Here is a 15,068-nt window from a genome sequence, read left to right on the forward strand (position 1 = left end):
TTGTTGTTTAATAATGGATTTGTTCGACTCATTTTAATAACGACCGTGAAAACATCAACCGGCGGTCAGATTAACGGAAAATTGTCAAAGCTTCATAAAATTAAAAGAGGGCAAGCCGACTCACAAAGCCAAAGCTTTTGCACCACATTTAATTTTACCCCAACACACCAAGCCCACCCACCACAGCAATGATAGAAACTTTGCTAAAAATTTTGGCATCAGGAACAGAATGACTAAATTTGCCAAAAGTGTCAAGAAATAAATTTCAAGATTATGAAAGAAACATTTGGCGAATATATTCACAACCTTAGAACAGACAATGGTTTGACTCTAACCAAACTAGCGGCTGCATTAGACATTGACCAATCTACACTTTCAAAAATTGAGAATGGCAAAAGAAATGTACCAGAGGAGATTTTACCAAAACTCTCAATTGCTTTTAATCTTGACTTAAAAGAATTAGAACACGAATATTTGAGTGAAAAAATTGCGGAAATGATTTATCCGCAAGAAGAAACTCAGAAACTATTTTTAGCTGCTGAGGAGAAAGCTAAATATATGAGAATTAAAAACCAACAACAAAGTACAATAAAGTTTTAACTATGATAGGAGTATCATTATTTTCAAGTGCAGGCATAGCAGAAACTTACTTTGACGAAGTAGGAATAAATATTGTTGCAGCCAACGAATTGGTTCAGGAAAGAGCCGATTTGTATCAGGCGTTATATCCTAAATCTAAAATGATTGCAGGAAGTATTTTAGATGAAAATGTTTTCAATACACTTGTAGAAAGTACACCAAAGAAATTAGATTTTTTAATTGCTTCACCGCCTTGTCAGGGAATGAGTGTTGCGGGAAAAAATAGAAATATTGAGCAAATGCTCAATGATGAAAGGAATTATCTTGTCTTTAAAATCATTGATTTTATTAAGTTAAAATCGCCCGACTTTGTACTGATTGAAAATGTTCCTACATTTTTCAAAATGATTTTACCATACGAAAACCAACATTTGAAAGTAACTGAAATTTTAAATCTCTTATTTGTTAAAGAATATAATATTGAAGCCAATGTTTATGATGCAGCCGAATATGGTGTTGCCCAAAGGCGAACAAGAGCAATTATAAAACTATTTCGAAAAGGAAAAAAATGGGGAGAACCTATAAAATCTGAAAAACAAATAACAGTAGAAGAAAAAATCGGTTTTTTGCCAAGCATTGAAGCTGGACAGTATTCAAAAATCAAATGGCATTTTGCCCGAAAACATTCAGATAATCACATAACTTGGATGAAACACACACCAACAGGGAAGACAGCTTTTGAGAATGATAAGTATTTTCCAGTGAAACCAAACGGAGAAAAAATAAAAAGCTACAATACTTCATATAGACGGATTAAATGGGACGAACCTGCACCAACTATTACAATGCGTAATGATGCAATCAGTTCACAACTGAATGTACACCCAGGCAAAGAATTAAAAAACGGAACTTATTCTGACGCAAGGGTTTTAACACCTTTGGAGTTAATGTTGTTATCATCCTTGCCGCAAGATTGGAATATTCCAGACAATACACCCGAATTATTAATCAGAAAATGCATAGGAGAATGTATTCCACCTTTGTTAATTAAGAATATTGTTGCTCAAATAAATCGATAATATGACTTTAAGAATAGACAGTAAAAAGTGGATTTTGTATAGGCACACGACTGATTTTGATAAATTGGTTGTGTTAGCTGAAATTTTAAAGTCATTTACAAAAACAGGAATTTCAAAGGAAGATAAAACAAATCTTAATTTAAAATTAAAGGAATTAGGTTTGTACAACGAAAGAAATCCTGAATTACCACTTGATGCAATAAATCACAAAATCAATCAACTTTCCTATTATATGTTTGGTTATCAAGCCAAAGTTGAAGGACAAGATAGATTTTTGTTCAGTCCACTTGGTAACTTGTTTTTGAAAAACGTTGATGATAAAGAAAAAACAGCAAAGATTTTTCTCACAATGCTTTGGGCTGTTCAATATCAACACCCACATAGCGGAACAGATAATGAATTTCAACTTTACCCATTTCGTTTGATTTATAAACTTCTGACCGAACCAAAACTTTCTAATAAACTTTATGCTTTTGAAGTCGCTTATTCTGTTGTTTTTGTTAAAGAAATAACGCCTAAATCTTATGATGAATTAGTAAATGAACTATTAGAGTTAAGAAAACTTTCAGACGAAGAACTTGCACAAAAATTTCAAGAAGATAGACACGCTTTTGTAAATTCTGCATACGAGTGGGATTATTACGTTTCAACTTTGTTTGAAAGTGCTGGTGTGTTAAATAAAAGTGCTGGCGTTGTTATTTGTAAACTGCAACACGGGATTACAAATACTTTCAGAAAAATAACAAGAAACGAAGTTTCAATTCCGGAAAATTTAAAAGCTTTAGTTCAGCAGTTAGAAAACGAATACTCATATTTAGAAAAACCATTATTGCTCAACGACACTGAACGCTTGAAAATTGATGTTATAAAAGAAATATACAGTTTTTACCCGAAATCGCTTTTAATTGAAATTGGGGAACTTGCAGATGACATCAAATATGAATTACTTAATCTTCCAAAATTGATTGAACAATACGCTAACAATAATGATGGTGCAGAAGCATATCTCTTTGAAGATGCTCTGACGGATGGTTTCAATATGTTTTACAATGTAGAAGCAGAAAAAGTAGGAGGTGCAGGAAATACTGATTTAGAATGTTTGTATCTCACCAAAAAGAAAAAATTTGCCGTTGATGCCAAATCTACTAAAAATAAACTTTCAGGTATAAATGCAGGAAGATTAGAAGGACACAGAGAAAAAATTGGTGGTGCTTACACAATTGTAGTTACACCAAGATTTGTACCTGCCGTTCTTCAAGATATTCGTACAAGTCCAATCGTTATTATTCGAGCAACCACCTTTTCAGAATACTTGTATAACTGCATTGATAACGATATACGAGAAATTGATTATGAAGATTTTGACAATATTATCGTCAATAATCTTGGAAAAGACATTAGTAAAAACATTTCGGATTTAACGATTTCGAGATTTGCAACCAAAAATTAAAACTTGCTATGATTACAATTACGAGAGAAGACAATATGGAATTAATGGCAAGATACCCAGACAACTATTTTGACCTTGCCATAGTTGACCCACCTTACGGAATTTTGAATAAAACTAAAAGAGGTGGCGACCGTAAATTCAATATGGAAGAATACAGCCAATGGGATGTAAAACCCAATGATGAGTATTTCAATGAGTTAATTCGTGTTTCAAAAAATCAGATTATTTGGGGTGGAAACTATTTTGGGCAACTTTGGTTAAGAAGCGAATATAACAAAGGGTTCATTATTTGGGATAAAAATCAACCTGAAACCTTAAACAATTTTTCGATGGCTGAAATGGCTTGGTCATCATTAGACAAACCTTCAAAGATTTTTCGATATAGTGTAAGGAAAAATAGAAACAAAATCCATCCGACACAAAAACCCGTTGAACTTTATGAATGGCTTTTGAAAATGTACGCCAAACAAAATGATAAAATCTTAGACACACATTTGGGAAGCGGAACAATTGCTATTGCTTGTTATAACGCAGGACTAAGCTTAACAGCCTGTGAAATTAGCGAAACTTATTATTTGAAATCTTTAGAAAAGATTAAAGAAGTTATTCCCGAAAGTTCCATACATACAGATGATTTAGACACTTTTTCCCTGACATTTCCAGAACAGACCAAATCCGAGAATGGTTTGTACAAACAATACAAAGAACAAGTTGAACAACTTAGATTATTCAAAGAAGAAAGAACAAAATATTATGCAAGTGTGAGATAATATCAATAAAATTATCGCAAAATGATGTAATGAAAAAAGTAAAACTAAATAATATCGCGATTTTTGTGTTGTTCATTACATCATATATTCCTTTATTTGGACTATTGATTTTGCGACAAATCAAACAAAATATTGACTATTTGAATTTTGGAGGAATTAGCCAAGAAAGCATTTTCTTAGCTTTTAGAAAATTCGGATTAAGTGGTTTCCTTTTACTTGTTGCAGTCTTCGGTTATATCGGTTTGAAATTCTTACTGACAAATTTAGATACAAAAAAATCAAATGGCGAGCTTGTAAAAATTGTTGATGTAGAAAACAAGAACAATGAAAGCATTAGTTACATTTCAACTTACATTGTTCCCTTTATCTTTCAAGATACGAATAACTTCTTTGAAATTACTTCGATTTTCATTATTTTGATAATCATATTTTTCATTTACACAAAATCAAATATGATTGTAATAAATCCAATATTGAATATTACCCATACGCTTTACCAAATTGATTACAATAAAAAGAACCAAACAAAAAAAGCTCTTTTGATTACAAAAGAAGAAGATTTGGAAAGCGGACAAGAAATAAAGATAAACCTAATTACGAAAAATATTTATTATGGATAAATCAATATTGGTTGATATAATTGGTCAGGCAAGTTCAGAAAATTTGAAGATGTATTTTGTAACTCGTATTCTCAAAGAAGGAATAAAAGCTAATTCACGAGTTTTAGAAAAGTTTGATTTTAAAGTTTATCAAATAGAAATTACAGATGAAGTGAGAAGTTATATTTATGAACTTTCACTAAAGCAGTTCAAGAAACTTCAAGATAATGACGAATTAAATTTCTTTGATTATGATGTTATTGCAGACGAAACAGAACATTTATTTACCTATCAAATGCAAAATAAAGTTGGTTCGTTTTCAGACGTTGTTTATAACCAATTGAACCAAAGCCCTCAAAAAATTACAGATTTAAACGAAATACTTCAGGACGAAACTCTTTGGGCATATTGAGTTGAATTTGAAATAGACAGTGATAAATCTTTTTATACATTCAGAAAAATTTCACCAGGAAAAGTAGGTGTCGAAAAAGAAAAAGACGGAGAAAAGAAAAGTTTCAGCAGTCAGATAAGGACATTTTTTGACACAAATACCAATACATTGTCATTACTAAAAAGCGACACAGTTTATTTAGACAAAGAAATAGATTGTATTTTTTATGAAGAAACTTTTTATGTATTGAAGAAGTTTTACTTTGAGTAACTTGTGGGATTGCAGGAGGAATATAAAAAACGAGCAGAAGCGGTTGCTACAACAATTTCAAAACATCAATGCTTTGGAGATATAAAACTTCTAACTGACAAAATAGAAACAAAAGTTTCTATTCATAAAAAATTAATGAAGTTAGAGAAATTAGGAAATCTACATTCTTTGACTTCTAAAAATATAAAAAAATTGGAATCATTGGGTAAAAAGAAGAAAGCACCAATAAATTTACAAGATGGTAAAATTCAATTTGAAACGGAAGAAGATATAGACAATGTAATCAAACTATTGTGTGATTATTTCAAAACAGGAGATTATTCAGGTAAACCATACGGAACATACGCTGGAAAATTACAGCCAATAGAATAGCCCAACGCTTTTGTTGGCACATTTGTATTTTGCTAACACACAAATCTAACGCAAAAAATGCAAAAGAGATACCACGCTTATTCGTGCCAATACAGACAAAATCAACGCATAAACAGCAGCTGTTAAAAACAATGAAGGCATAACATCACCAATACTCAATCAGGCATTCTTGCTTGGTTAGATAGGAAGGTTCTATATTTAAAGTTCAGTTTTTCATAGGAAGTTCAGTGGTATAGTCCCTGCCTGCGTATGGCTGAGAACTGTTGAAAACTAATAGTACATCGTATTTTTTTCATATTTTATTTAACGATGCAATCATGTATTCAAATTAATGACACATTTTAGTATTCCAGTTAATATAGCGCTAGGGCTGAACTTCAATAATTACACTACTGAGTGACTTGATAACCATTATTAAAGTAATAAAGTAGTAGGGAATTGTGATTAAGCCCGCGATTTAATGAATTAGTTTTAATGTATTTAATCGATAAATTTTGTTAGAAAACGTTGAATATCAATATTTTTACAAAATAAAAACAGAAGTTGGTATTTCGTATTGTATTAAATATTACATTTGCCTCATTATAAATTATTATTACAATTACAATGCGTACAGGTACAGTTAAATTTTTCAATGAATCTAAAGGTTACGGATTCATCACAGACGAAGAAACAGGAAAAGACATTTTTGTTCATGCATCAGGAATCAACGCGGAAGAATTACGCGAAGGTGATAGAGTAAGCTACGAAGAAGAAGAAGGAAGAAAAGGGAAAGTTGCGGCTAAAGTTGCAGTTATCTAATCAAAAAAAAATTTTTTTTGATAAAAACGTTTGAAACGTTTCGATTTATGTCGAGACGTTTTTTTTTGCGATAAACTGAAAGTTATTGTTTTTTAAATTCGAAAGCGGCAATCTTATTTATAATCAATAAAAATTAGTCTGTAATTGTAATTTGCTTTAGATTTATCGCTGTTTTAAACTTGTGTTTTACATACGTGAAACCTATCTTTGTAGCTTATTCTCATTCAAAAAAATACGCATTATGCAATCTGATCAATTAAATTATATTCCCATTTTAATGCAGTTTTTATTAGCTGCGGGGTTTGTAGTGGGGACAATTATTGTTTCTGGTAAATTAGGGCCTAGAAGAAAATCAGCAATCAAAGATCAAAATTTTGAATGTGGTGTTGAAGGTATTGGAAATGCGCGTATTCCATTTTCTGTAAAGTATTTCCTTGTTGCTATTTTGTTTGTACTTTTTGATATTGAAGTTGTTTTTCTATATCCTTGGGCAGTCAATTTTAAGGAGCTTGGAATGGAAGGGATGTTGAAAATGATTGTTTTTATGCTTTTGCTTCTTGTTGGTTTCTTCTATATAATCAAGAAGAAGGCTTTAGAGTGGGAGTAGATTTTAGGAATTCTGATTTCGCAGCTTTTAAGTTTATATTAAAATAAGATAATTATTGATTTTGGCTTTTAATTTAAAATCCAAATCTAAATCAAAAATAAAATGAGTAATTCAAATATAAAGATGGCTGAGGCGCCGGAAGGTTTTGTTGGGGAAGGGTTCTTCGCTACAAAGCTAAACGACGTTGTAGGTCTAGCTCGGGCTAATTCACTTTGGCCGTTGCCTTTTGCAACTTCTTGTTGTGGTATTGAATTTATGGCTACCATGGGTGCGCATTACGATATTGCACGTTTTGGATCTGAGCGTTTAAGTTTTTCTCCACGTCAATCAGATATGCTGTTGGTTATGGGAACTATCTCAAAAAAAATGGCTCCCGTTTTACGTCAAGTTTATGAGCAAATGTCTGAGCCAAAATGGGTTATTGCGGTAGGTGCTTGTGCTTCTTCTGGAGGTATTTTTGACACCTATTCTGTGCTTCAAGGGATTGACAAGGTTATCCCTGTTGATGTTTATGTTCCGGGTTGTCCTCCAAGACCAGAGCAAATATTAGAAGGTGTAATGAAATTGCAAGAATTGGTTAAATCGGAATCGGTTAGAAGAAGAAGTTCTCCTGAATACGAAGCATTATTAGCCTCTTATAATATCAAATAACGACATGGCATTAGAAAACACAGCTATTCAAGATAAGTTAGTAGAGACATTTGGCGAGAGTGTATTTCGTTTTAATGAAGAAAAAGATATTTTTTCATTTGAAGTGGCATCAGACAAGATTACAGCGATTATTCTTTTTTTGAAAAATGATCCTGTGTTGCGTTTTCAGTTTCTGACTGACTTGTGTGCAATACATTATCCAGATAATGAAGTGGAAAGACAGTTTGTAGTTGTGTATCACATGCACAATTGGTACGACAACAAACGAATAAAAATAAAAGCTTTTATCAATGGTGAAAAGCCTGAGATAAAAACAATCTCAAATATTTTTCTATGCACCAATTGGATGGAAAGAGAAACATTTGATTTCTACGGAATTGATTTTATCGGACATCCTCAATTGAAACGTATTTTAAACATGGATGAGATGATTTCATTTCCTATGCGTAAAGAGTTTCCAATGGAAGACGGTGGACGAACAGATAAAGATGACCGTTTCTTCGGAAGAACAATAGACAATTGCTAAAAACACAATATATAATTTTTCACATTCTATAAATGTCAGAACTATTATTACCACCAGAGCATAGATATGCTAAAAAAATGAAAGAGCAGCTAAATGATGATGGAAGCGAGCTTTCTATCTTGAATTTAGGTCCTACTCACCCTGCGACACACGGGATTTTCCAAAATGTTTTGCTAATGGATGGGGAGCGTATTTTAGAAGCTGAGCCAACCATTGGTTACATTCATAGAGCTTTTGAAAAAATTGCTGAAAATCGTCCTTTTTACCAAATCACACCGCTTACAGACCGTATGAATTATTGTTCATCGCCTATAAACAATATGGGTTGGTGGATGACATTAGAAAAATTACTTGATATTGAAGTGCCTAAACGTGCTCAATATTTAAGGGTAATTGTAATGGAATTAGCAAGAATTACGGATCATATTATATGTAACTCGATTTTAGGAGTTGATACTGGTGCCTTTACCGGATTTCTTTACGTGTTCCAGTTTAGAGAAAGGGTTTATGAGATTTACGAGGAGATTTGTGGTGCTCGTTTAACTACAAATATGGGAAGAATTGGTGGTTTTGAAAGAGATTGGTCTCCTGAAGCTTTTAGAAAATTAGACTTATTTTTAGAGGAATTTCCAGTAGCTTGGCAAGAATTTGAAAATCTATTTGTAAGAAATAGAATTTTTATGGATCGTACTGTCAATGTTGGTCCAATATCAGCAGAACAAGCAATTTCATACGGATTTACAGGTCCTAACTTGCGTGCAGCAGGAGTTGATTATGATGTGCGTGTTGCTCAGCCTTATAGTTCATATGAGGATTTTGATTTTATAATTCCTGTTGGAAAATCAGGAGATACATACGATCGTTTTTGTGTTCGTAATGCCGAAGTTTGGGAGAGTTTAAGTATTATTCGCCAGGCTTTAGCTAAAATGCCAGAAGGGAATGATTTTCATGCTGACGTTCCTGATTACTATCTTCCTCCAAAAGAAGATGTATACACTAGTATGGAGTCTTTAATTTATCACTTCAAAATTGTGATGGGTGAAGTGCCAGTTCCAGTAGCGGAAATATACCATCCTGTAGAAGGTGGAAATGGAGAGCTAGGTTTTTACTTAGTAACTGACGGAAGTCGTACTCCTTATAGATTGCATTTTCGTAGACCGTGTTTTATTTATTACCAGGCGTATCCAGAAATGATAAAAGGCGCATTACTATCAGATGCGATTGTAATTCTGTCTAGCTTAAATGTAATTGCTGGAGAATTAGACGCTTAATAGGATTTTTGATTAACGATTTTTGATTTCAGATTTATTTTATCTGATCAATAATAAGAATTTTTGACTTTGTGCCTTTGTGGCAAAAACAATAAAAATGGAAAGAACGTATCACAAGCAAGAAATAAATATTACTGAATCATTGATGAGTCGCATCAATGAATTGATCAGTCATTATCCTGAAGACAAACGAAAATCAGCATTATTGCCGGTTTTACATGAAGTTCAAGATGCTCATGAGAACTGGTTGAGTCTTGAATTGATGGACAAAGTGGCTGAAATTATCCAAATTAAACCAATCGAGGTGTATGAGGTAGTTTCATTTTACACGATGTACAATCAAAAACCTATTGGTAAATATATGTTCGAATTCTGTACAACATCGCCATGTTGTTTGAATGGAGCTGAAGATTTAATGGATTATACTTGTGAAAAATTAGGAATAAATCCTGGTGAAACAACTGCTGATGGGAATTTTACTGTAGTTGGTGTTCAATGTTTAGGTGCATGTGGTTATGCTCCAATGATGCAATTAGGTGATTTTTACAAGGAAAATTTGAACGAAGAGAAAATCGACCAATTAATTGCTGATTGCAAAAACGATAAAATAATAGTACACGATAAATAATATGTCACAAAAAATATTATTAGATAAAATAAACGTTCCGGGTATAAAATCTTACGATGTTTACCGTGCAAACGGAGGGTATGCTTCAGTAGAGAAAGCATTAAAAACCTTAACACCTGACGAAGTAGTTGAAGAAGTGAAAACTTCGGGATTGCGTGGTCGTGGTGGAGCTGGTTTCCCTGCTGGAATGAAATGGAGTTTTATTGATAAAAAATCAGGAAAACCAAGACATTTAGTTTGTAACGCCGATGAATCAGAGCCGGGAACTTTCAAGGATCGTTATTTGATGGAATTTATTCCTCATTTATTGATTGAAGGTATGATTACTTCTAGTTATGCATTGGGTGCAAACCTATCTTATATCTACATTCGTGGAGAATATATGTGGGTTTATAAAATATTAGAAAGAGCCATTAATGAAGCAAAAGCTGCTGGATTTTTGGGTAAAAATATATTAGGTTCAGGTTACGATTTAGAACTTTATGTTCATTGTGGTGCTGGAGCTTATATATGCGGTGAAGAAACTGCATTAATTGAATCATTAGAGGGGAAAAGAGGAAATCCTCGTATCAAGCCACCATTCCCAGCTATTTCTGGACTTTGGGCTAATCCTACTGTGGTAAATAACGTTGAAACTATTGCAACGGTGCCTTGGATTATAAACAATTCAGGTGCTGATTATGCAAAAATTGGTATTGGACGTTCTACGGGAACTAAATTAATTTCAGCTTCTGGGCATGTTAAAAATCCGGGTGTTTACGAAATTGAATTAGGATTAAGTGTTTACGAGTTCATGAATTCTGATGAGTATTTAGGTGGAATGAGTTCTGATAGACCTTTGAAAGCTTTTGTTCCAGGAGGAAGTTCTGTTCCTGTTTTACCAGCGCATTTAATTTATAAAACAGCAAGCGGCGATGATCGTTTGATGACGTATGAATCGTTAAGTGATGGTGGTTTTGCAACAGGTTCTATGCTAGGTTCAGGTGGATTTATCGTTTACAATGATACATCTTGTATTGTGCGTAACACTTGGAATTTCTCAAGGTTTTACCATCATGAAAGTTGTGGTCAATGTTCTCCTTGCCGTGAAGGTACTGGCTGGATGGAAAAAGTATTGTATAGAATTGAAAATGGTCAAGGCCGTGAAGAAGACATCGATTTGCTTTGGAGTATACAAAGTAAAATTGAAGGGAATACAATTTGTCCGCTTGGTGACGCAGCAGCATGGCCGGTAGCGGCAGCAATTCGTCATTTTAGAGATGAGTTTGAATACCATGTGCGTTTTCCAGAAAAAATAAAAAATAGAAATCACTTTGTTGAAGAGCCTTTTGAAAAGGTGAAGCATTTAGTTGGTATTCAGGCAGTTTAAATTAGTTTCAAGTTTTATGATTTTATGGTTTCTACACGATTAGCTGAAACTTTAAAGCGTAAGCTAAAAAAACAAAAAAGATAAATGAAAGTAACAATAGACGGACAGTCGATAGAAGTAGAACCAGGAACAACAATCCTGCAAGCGGCACGTATGATAGGTGGAGAAGTAGTTCCGCCAGCAATGTGTTATTATTCTAAACTAAAAGGGAGCGGTGGTAAATGCCGTTGTTGTTTAGTAGAAGTTGCTAAAGGAAGTGAAGCTGATCCAAGACCAATGCCAAAATTAATGGCATCTTGTGTAACAGGTTGTATGGACGGAATGGAAGTGAATAGCAAATCTTCTGAAAGAGTTCAAGAAGCTAGAAAATCAGTAACTGAATTTTTATTAATCAATCACCCACTTGATTGTCCTGTATGTGACCAAGCTGGTGAATGTGATTTGCAAAACTTAAGTTTTGAACACGGAAAATCACAAAGTCGTTTCATAGAAGAAAAAAGAACATTTGAACCAGAAAACATAGGGGAGAACATTCAACTGCACATGAATCGTTGTATTCTTTGCTACCGTTGTGTGATGGTTGCAGATCAATTGACTGATGATCGTGTGCATGGAGTTATGGATAGAGGGGACCATTCAAATATATCAACTTGCATTTCCAAAGCCATTGACAATGAATTTTCAGGAAATATGATTGATGTGTGTCCAGTAGGAGCGTTGACTGATAAAACGTTTAGATTCAAATCTAGAGTTTGGTTCAACAAGCCTTACAATGCACACAGAGATTGCGATAAATGTTGTGGAAAAACTACAGTTTGGATGTTTGGTGATGAAATCCAACGTGTAACTGGTAGAAAAGATGAGTTTCATGAAGTAGAAGAATTTATTTGTAATGGATGTCGTTTTGATCACAAAGAAGTATCAGATTGGACTATTGAAGGACCAAGAGAATTTGAAAAAGATTCTGTTATCAATCAAAACAACTATACTAGAAAGTTAGAAACTGTTGAAATTGCTACTGAAGATCAAATCCTAAAAGGTAGAGAACAAGACCGTAAAAAAATAAGCATGCCAGCTATCCCTTTGGATAAAAAAGAAGAGGAAGATTTTAAACATGGTAACATTTAAAAAATGGATAGTACTATAATTATAGAGAAAAGCGTTATTATTTTAGTTGTATTTGCAGTTACAATGTTAATGGCGATGTACTCTACACTAGCGGAACGTAAAGTAGCCGCTTGGCTTCAAGATCGTATTGGTCCGAATAGAGCTGGAAAAGGCGGGGTTTTGCAGCCTTTAGCAGATGGTTTGAAATTATTTGCTAAAGAGGAATTTGAACCAAATACTCCTAACCGTTTTTTGTTTTATACAGGACCTGCTCTTGCAATGACAACGGCTTTAATGACAAGTGCTGTTATCCCTTGGGGAGATAGATTTCATCTTTTTGGAAGAGATATTATTCTTCAAGCTACGGATATTGATGTGGCGTTGCTATATCTTATTGGTGTAATGTCAATAGGAGTTTACGGAATCATGATTGGTGGATGGGCTTCTAATAATAAGTTTTCATTGATTGGTGCAGTTCGTGCAGCTTCTCAAATGATTTCGTATGAGGTAGCAATGGGGCTTTCATTAATCGCTTTATTAATGATGACTGGTACTTTAAGTTTGAGAGAGATTTCAGCGCAACAATCTGGAATGAACTGGAATGTTTTTTACCAACCATTATCATTCTTTATTTTCTTAATCTGTGCTTTTGCAGAAACAAACAGAACTCCTTTCGATTTAGCGGAATGTGAAACAGAGTTAGTTGGAGGATATCATACAGAATATTCTTCGATGAAAATGGGTTTCTATTTATTTGCTGAATATGCAAATATGTTTATCTCTTCTACCATTCTTGCTGTCCTATTTTTTGGTGGTTACAACTATCCAGGAATGAGTTGGGCCGTAGAAAATTGGGGTGTAAATATTGCCAATGTAATAGGAATAGGCGCTTTATTTGTTAAAATATGTGGTTTTATTTTCCTTTATATGTGGGTACGTTGGACTATTCCAAGATTTAGATACGATCAATTGATGCATTTAGGTTGGAGAATATTAATTCCACTAGCGATTGTAAATATCATTATAACTGGAATAGTGATTTTGAGAGCAGAAATAGCAGTTTATTTAGGATTTTAATTAGCACCGAAAAGCCATAGCCCTGATAATAGTGGAAATCCTTTATGTCTGCGATAGCGACATAAAGATTGAAACGGATAGCAGGAATAAGCTTCAAATAAAAATAGAAAATGTCAATAGAAAGTATATCCTTATCGGGAAGAAAAAAAGTAGTCTCTAATAAAGACATGACTTTTTGGGAAAGAATGTATCTCCTTGCGATTGTCAAAGGTATGATAATCACGATTAAGCATTTGTTTACCAGAAAAGTTACGATTTTGTATCCAGAGCAGGTCCGTGAAATGAGTCCGGTATATCGTGGTCAACACCAATTGAAACGTGATGAGCTAGGAAGAGAGAATTGTACGGCTTGTGGATTATGTGCTTTGTCATGTCCTGCAGAGGCAATTACAATGAAAGCTGCTGAGCGTCGTGCCGATGAAAAACATTTGTATAGAGAAGAAAAATATGCTTCTATCTACGAAATAAATATGTTACGTTGCATATTTTGTGGATTATGCGAAGAAGCTTGTCCAAAAGATGCTATTTATTTGACTACTTCTAAATTACTTGTCCCTTCAAGTTATGATAGAGAAGATTTTATTTTTGGAAAAGATAAATTGGTCATGCCGTTAGATATCGCAATGAAAAATGCTCAATTAAAAAACGCTAAATAATGATTCATATACCTGATTTTGCAAATGCAAGTGCTATTCAAATTATATTTTGTGTATTAGCATTTATAACATTATTAACTGCATTTTTAACTATTTACAGTAGAAATCCAATTCACAGTGCGATTTATTTAGTGATTTGTTTTTTCTCAATTGCGGGACATTATTTCTTGCTGAACGCTCAATTTCTTGCAATAGTTCATATCATCGTATATTCTGGAGCGATTATGATTTTGTTCTTATTTACCATTATGTTGATGAATTTGAATGAGAAAAAAGAAGTGCACAGACCTAGAATCACTAGACTAGGTGCTATTGTTTCTTTTGTTTTGATCAGTTTGGTTTTAATTGCCATTTTTATCAATTCAAAACCAATTGTAGGTGAATATACTGCAACAGGTGAGGATTATCAATCTATTAAAGTATTAGGGAAAGTGCTATTGAATGAGTACATGGTTCCTTTTGAATTTGCTTCTGTATTACTTTTAGTGGCAATGATTGGAAGTGTTTTATTGTCTAAAAAAGAAAAATTAGAAAAGTAATATGAATAATATTTTAAACCAAATTGGTATTGAGAATTATATATTCCTAAGCGTAATACTTTTTTGTATTGGTGTTTTTGGGGTGCTATACAGACGAAATGCCATTATCGTATTTATGTCAATTGAAATTATGTTGAATGCAGTAAGTCTTTTGTTTGTAGCATTTTCTACTTATCATCAGGATGCAGAGGGACAAATATTCGTTTTCTTCTCGATGGCTGTTGCTGCGGCAGAGGTTGCAGTAGGATTGGCGATTCTAGTTTCTATTTTTAGAAATGTTGGGTCGATTACAATAGATAATTTAAAAAACTTAAAAGGATAAACTA

Annotated in this window: 19 protein-coding genes; all 19 read left to right on the forward strand. The window is 33.4% G+C overall.

What is annotated here, in order from left to right:
• Positions 1–273 precede the first annotated feature (273 nt).
• The 19 genes from LNP27_RS04800 (at position 274) to nuoK (ending at position 15,064) form a co-directional block, all read left to right on the forward strand.
• Positions 274–600, forward strand: a complete 327-nt coding sequence (locus tag LNP27_RS04800) for a helix-turn-helix domain-containing protein (RefSeq protein ID WP_229943396.1) — start codon at positions 274–276, stop codon at positions 598–600.
• Between the two features lie 2 nt (positions 601–602).
• Entirely contained in the window at positions 603–1,658 is a 1,056-nt protein-coding gene (gene dcm, locus LNP27_RS04805; RefSeq protein ID WP_229943397.1) for a DNA (cytosine-5-)-methyltransferase, read from the forward strand.
• 1 nt (position 1,659) lies between these two features.
• Positions 1,660–3,108: a restriction endonuclease gene (locus LNP27_RS04810; RefSeq protein ID WP_229943398.1), complete on the forward strand. Its 1,449-nt coding sequence runs from the start codon at positions 1,660–1,662 to the stop codon at positions 3,106–3,108.
• 8 nt (positions 3,109–3,116) lie between these two features.
• Complete coding sequence (locus LNP27_RS04815; RefSeq protein WP_229943399.1) at positions 3,117–3,878, forward strand: DNA methyltransferase; 762 nt, start codon at positions 3,117–3,119, stop codon at positions 3,876–3,878.
• 29 nt (positions 3,879–3,907) lie between these two features.
• Positions 3,908–4,498, forward strand: coding sequence for a hypothetical protein (locus LNP27_RS04820; protein WP_229943400.1), 591 nt, complete (start codon positions 3,908–3,910; stop codon positions 4,496–4,498).
• Positions 4,491–4,889, forward strand: a complete 399-nt coding sequence (locus LNP27_RS04825; protein WP_229943401.1) for a hypothetical protein — start codon at positions 4,491–4,493, stop codon at positions 4,887–4,889. Before LNP27_RS04820 ends, LNP27_RS04825 begins: the two co-directional genes overlap by 8 nt.
• Before the next feature lie 252 nt (positions 4,890–5,141).
• Positions 5,142–5,510, forward strand: coding sequence for a Kiwa anti-phage protein KwaB-like domain-containing protein (locus LNP27_RS04830; RefSeq protein WP_229943402.1), 369 nt, complete (start codon positions 5,142–5,144; stop codon positions 5,508–5,510).
• A 606-nt stretch (positions 5,511–6,116) separates the two neighbouring features.
• Positions 6,117–6,311, forward strand: a complete 195-nt coding sequence (locus tag LNP27_RS04835; RefSeq protein ID WP_007137066.1) for a cold-shock protein — start codon at positions 6,117–6,119, stop codon at positions 6,309–6,311.
• Between the two features lie 241 nt (positions 6,312–6,552).
• Positions 6,553–6,918 (forward strand): NADH-quinone oxidoreductase subunit A, encoded by a 366-nt coding sequence (locus LNP27_RS04840; protein WP_229943403.1) that lies wholly within the window; start codon positions 6,553–6,555, stop codon positions 6,916–6,918.
• Positions 6,919–7,020: 102 nt separating this feature from the next.
• Entirely contained in the window at positions 7,021–7,569 is a 549-nt protein-coding gene (locus LNP27_RS04845) for an NADH-quinone oxidoreductase subunit B (RefSeq protein ID WP_121924586.1), read from the forward strand.
• Between the two features lie 4 nt (positions 7,570–7,573).
• The gene (locus LNP27_RS04850; RefSeq protein ID WP_229943404.1) at positions 7,574–8,095 is read left to right on the forward strand and encodes an NADH-quinone oxidoreductase subunit C; all 522 of its coding nucleotides are present in this window, start codon (positions 7,574–7,576) and stop codon (positions 8,093–8,095) included.
• 32 nt (positions 8,096–8,127) lie between these two features.
• A complete protein-coding gene (locus LNP27_RS04855; protein ID WP_229943405.1) occupies positions 8,128–9,366 on the forward strand; it encodes an NADH-quinone oxidoreductase subunit D in 1,239 nt (412 codons plus the stop codon).
• A 97-nt stretch (positions 9,367–9,463) separates the two neighbouring features.
• A complete protein-coding gene (locus tag LNP27_RS04860) occupies positions 9,464–9,994 on the forward strand; it encodes a complex I 24 kDa subunit family protein (protein WP_229943406.1) in 531 nt (176 codons plus the stop codon).
• Position 9,995: 1 nt separating this feature from the next.
• Complete coding sequence (gene nuoF / locus LNP27_RS04865) at positions 9,996–11,363, forward strand: NADH-quinone oxidoreductase subunit NuoF (RefSeq protein ID WP_229943407.1); 1,368 nt, start codon at positions 9,996–9,998, stop codon at positions 11,361–11,363.
• Positions 11,364–11,447: 84 nt separating this feature from the next.
• A complete protein-coding gene (locus LNP27_RS04870; RefSeq protein ID WP_229943408.1) occupies positions 11,448–12,491 on the forward strand; it encodes an NADH-quinone oxidoreductase subunit G in 1,044 nt (347 codons plus the stop codon).
• Positions 12,492–12,494: 3 nt separating this feature from the next.
• Positions 12,495–13,547, forward strand: a complete 1,053-nt coding sequence (gene nuoH / locus LNP27_RS04875) for an NADH-quinone oxidoreductase subunit NuoH (RefSeq protein ID WP_229943409.1) — start codon at positions 12,495–12,497, stop codon at positions 13,545–13,547.
• Between the two features lie 110 nt (positions 13,548–13,657).
• Positions 13,658–14,203, forward strand: coding sequence for a NuoI/complex I 23 kDa subunit family protein (locus LNP27_RS04880; RefSeq protein WP_229943410.1), 546 nt, complete (start codon positions 13,658–13,660; stop codon positions 14,201–14,203).
• Positions 14,203–14,742 carry an NADH-quinone oxidoreductase subunit J family protein gene (locus tag LNP27_RS04885; RefSeq protein ID WP_229943411.1) on the forward strand — a complete coding sequence of 180 codons (540 nt, stop codon included), beginning with the start codon at positions 14,203–14,205 and terminating at the stop codon, positions 14,740–14,742. Before LNP27_RS04880 ends, LNP27_RS04885 begins: the two co-directional genes overlap by 1 nt.
• A gap of 1 nt (position 14,743) precedes the next feature.
• On the forward strand, positions 14,744–15,064 hold the full coding sequence (gene nuoK / locus LNP27_RS04890; protein WP_229943412.1) for an NADH-quinone oxidoreductase subunit NuoK: 321 nt from the start codon (positions 14,744–14,746) through the stop codon (positions 15,062–15,064).
• Positions 15,065–15,068: the final 4 nt, after the last annotated feature.

It is taken from the genome of Flavobacterium galactosidilyticum (assembly GCF_020911945.1).
Classification (GTDB): domain Bacteria; phylum Bacteroidota; class Bacteroidia; order Flavobacteriales; family Flavobacteriaceae; genus Flavobacterium; species Flavobacterium galactosidilyticum.

Coding starts and splice junctions, on each gene's coding strand:
- LNP27_RS04800 (WP_229943396.1), top strand. CDS start 274: ATGAAAGAAACATTTGGCGAATATATTCACAACCTTAGAACAGACAAT.
- dcm (WP_229943397.1), top strand. CDS start 603: ATGATAGGAGTATCATTATTTTCAAGTGCAGGCATAGCAGAAACTTAC.
- LNP27_RS04810 (WP_229943398.1), top strand. CDS start 1,660: ATGACTTTAAGAATAGACAGTAAAAAGTGGATTTTGTATAGGCACACG.
- LNP27_RS04815 (WP_229943399.1), top strand. CDS start 3,117: ATGATTACAATTACGAGAGAAGACAATATGGAATTAATGGCAAGATAC.
- LNP27_RS04820 (WP_229943400.1), top strand. CDS start 3,908: ATGAAAAAAGTAAAACTAAATAATATCGCGATTTTTGTGTTGTTCATT.
- LNP27_RS04825 (WP_229943401.1), top strand. CDS start 4,491: ATGGATAAATCAATATTGGTTGATATAATTGGTCAGGCAAGTTCAGAA.
- LNP27_RS04835 (WP_007137066.1), top strand. CDS start 6,117: ATGCGTACAGGTACAGTTAAATTTTTCAATGAATCTAAAGGTTACGGA.
- LNP27_RS04840 (WP_229943403.1), top strand. CDS start 6,553: ATGCAATCTGATCAATTAAATTATATTCCCATTTTAATGCAGTTTTTA.
- LNP27_RS04845 (WP_121924586.1), top strand. CDS start 7,021: ATGAGTAATTCAAATATAAAGATGGCTGAGGCGCCGGAAGGTTTTGTT.
- LNP27_RS04850 (WP_229943404.1), top strand. CDS start 7,574: ATGGCATTAGAAAACACAGCTATTCAAGATAAGTTAGTAGAGACATTT.
- LNP27_RS04855 (WP_229943405.1), top strand. CDS start 8,128: ATGTCAGAACTATTATTACCACCAGAGCATAGATATGCTAAAAAAATG.
- LNP27_RS04860 (WP_229943406.1), top strand. CDS start 9,464: ATGGAAAGAACGTATCACAAGCAAGAAATAAATATTACTGAATCATTG.
- nuoF (WP_229943407.1), top strand. CDS start 9,996: ATGTCACAAAAAATATTATTAGATAAAATAAACGTTCCGGGTATAAAA.
- LNP27_RS04870 (WP_229943408.1), top strand. CDS start 11,448: ATGAAAGTAACAATAGACGGACAGTCGATAGAAGTAGAACCAGGAACA.
- nuoH (WP_229943409.1), top strand. CDS start 12,495: ATGGATAGTACTATAATTATAGAGAAAAGCGTTATTATTTTAGTTGTA.
- LNP27_RS04880 (WP_229943410.1), top strand. CDS start 13,658: ATGTCAATAGAAAGTATATCCTTATCGGGAAGAAAAAAAGTAGTCTCT.
- LNP27_RS04885 (WP_229943411.1), top strand. CDS start 14,203: ATGATTCATATACCTGATTTTGCAAATGCAAGTGCTATTCAAATTATA.
- nuoK (WP_229943412.1), top strand. CDS start 14,744: ATGAATAATATTTTAAACCAAATTGGTATTGAGAATTATATATTCCTA.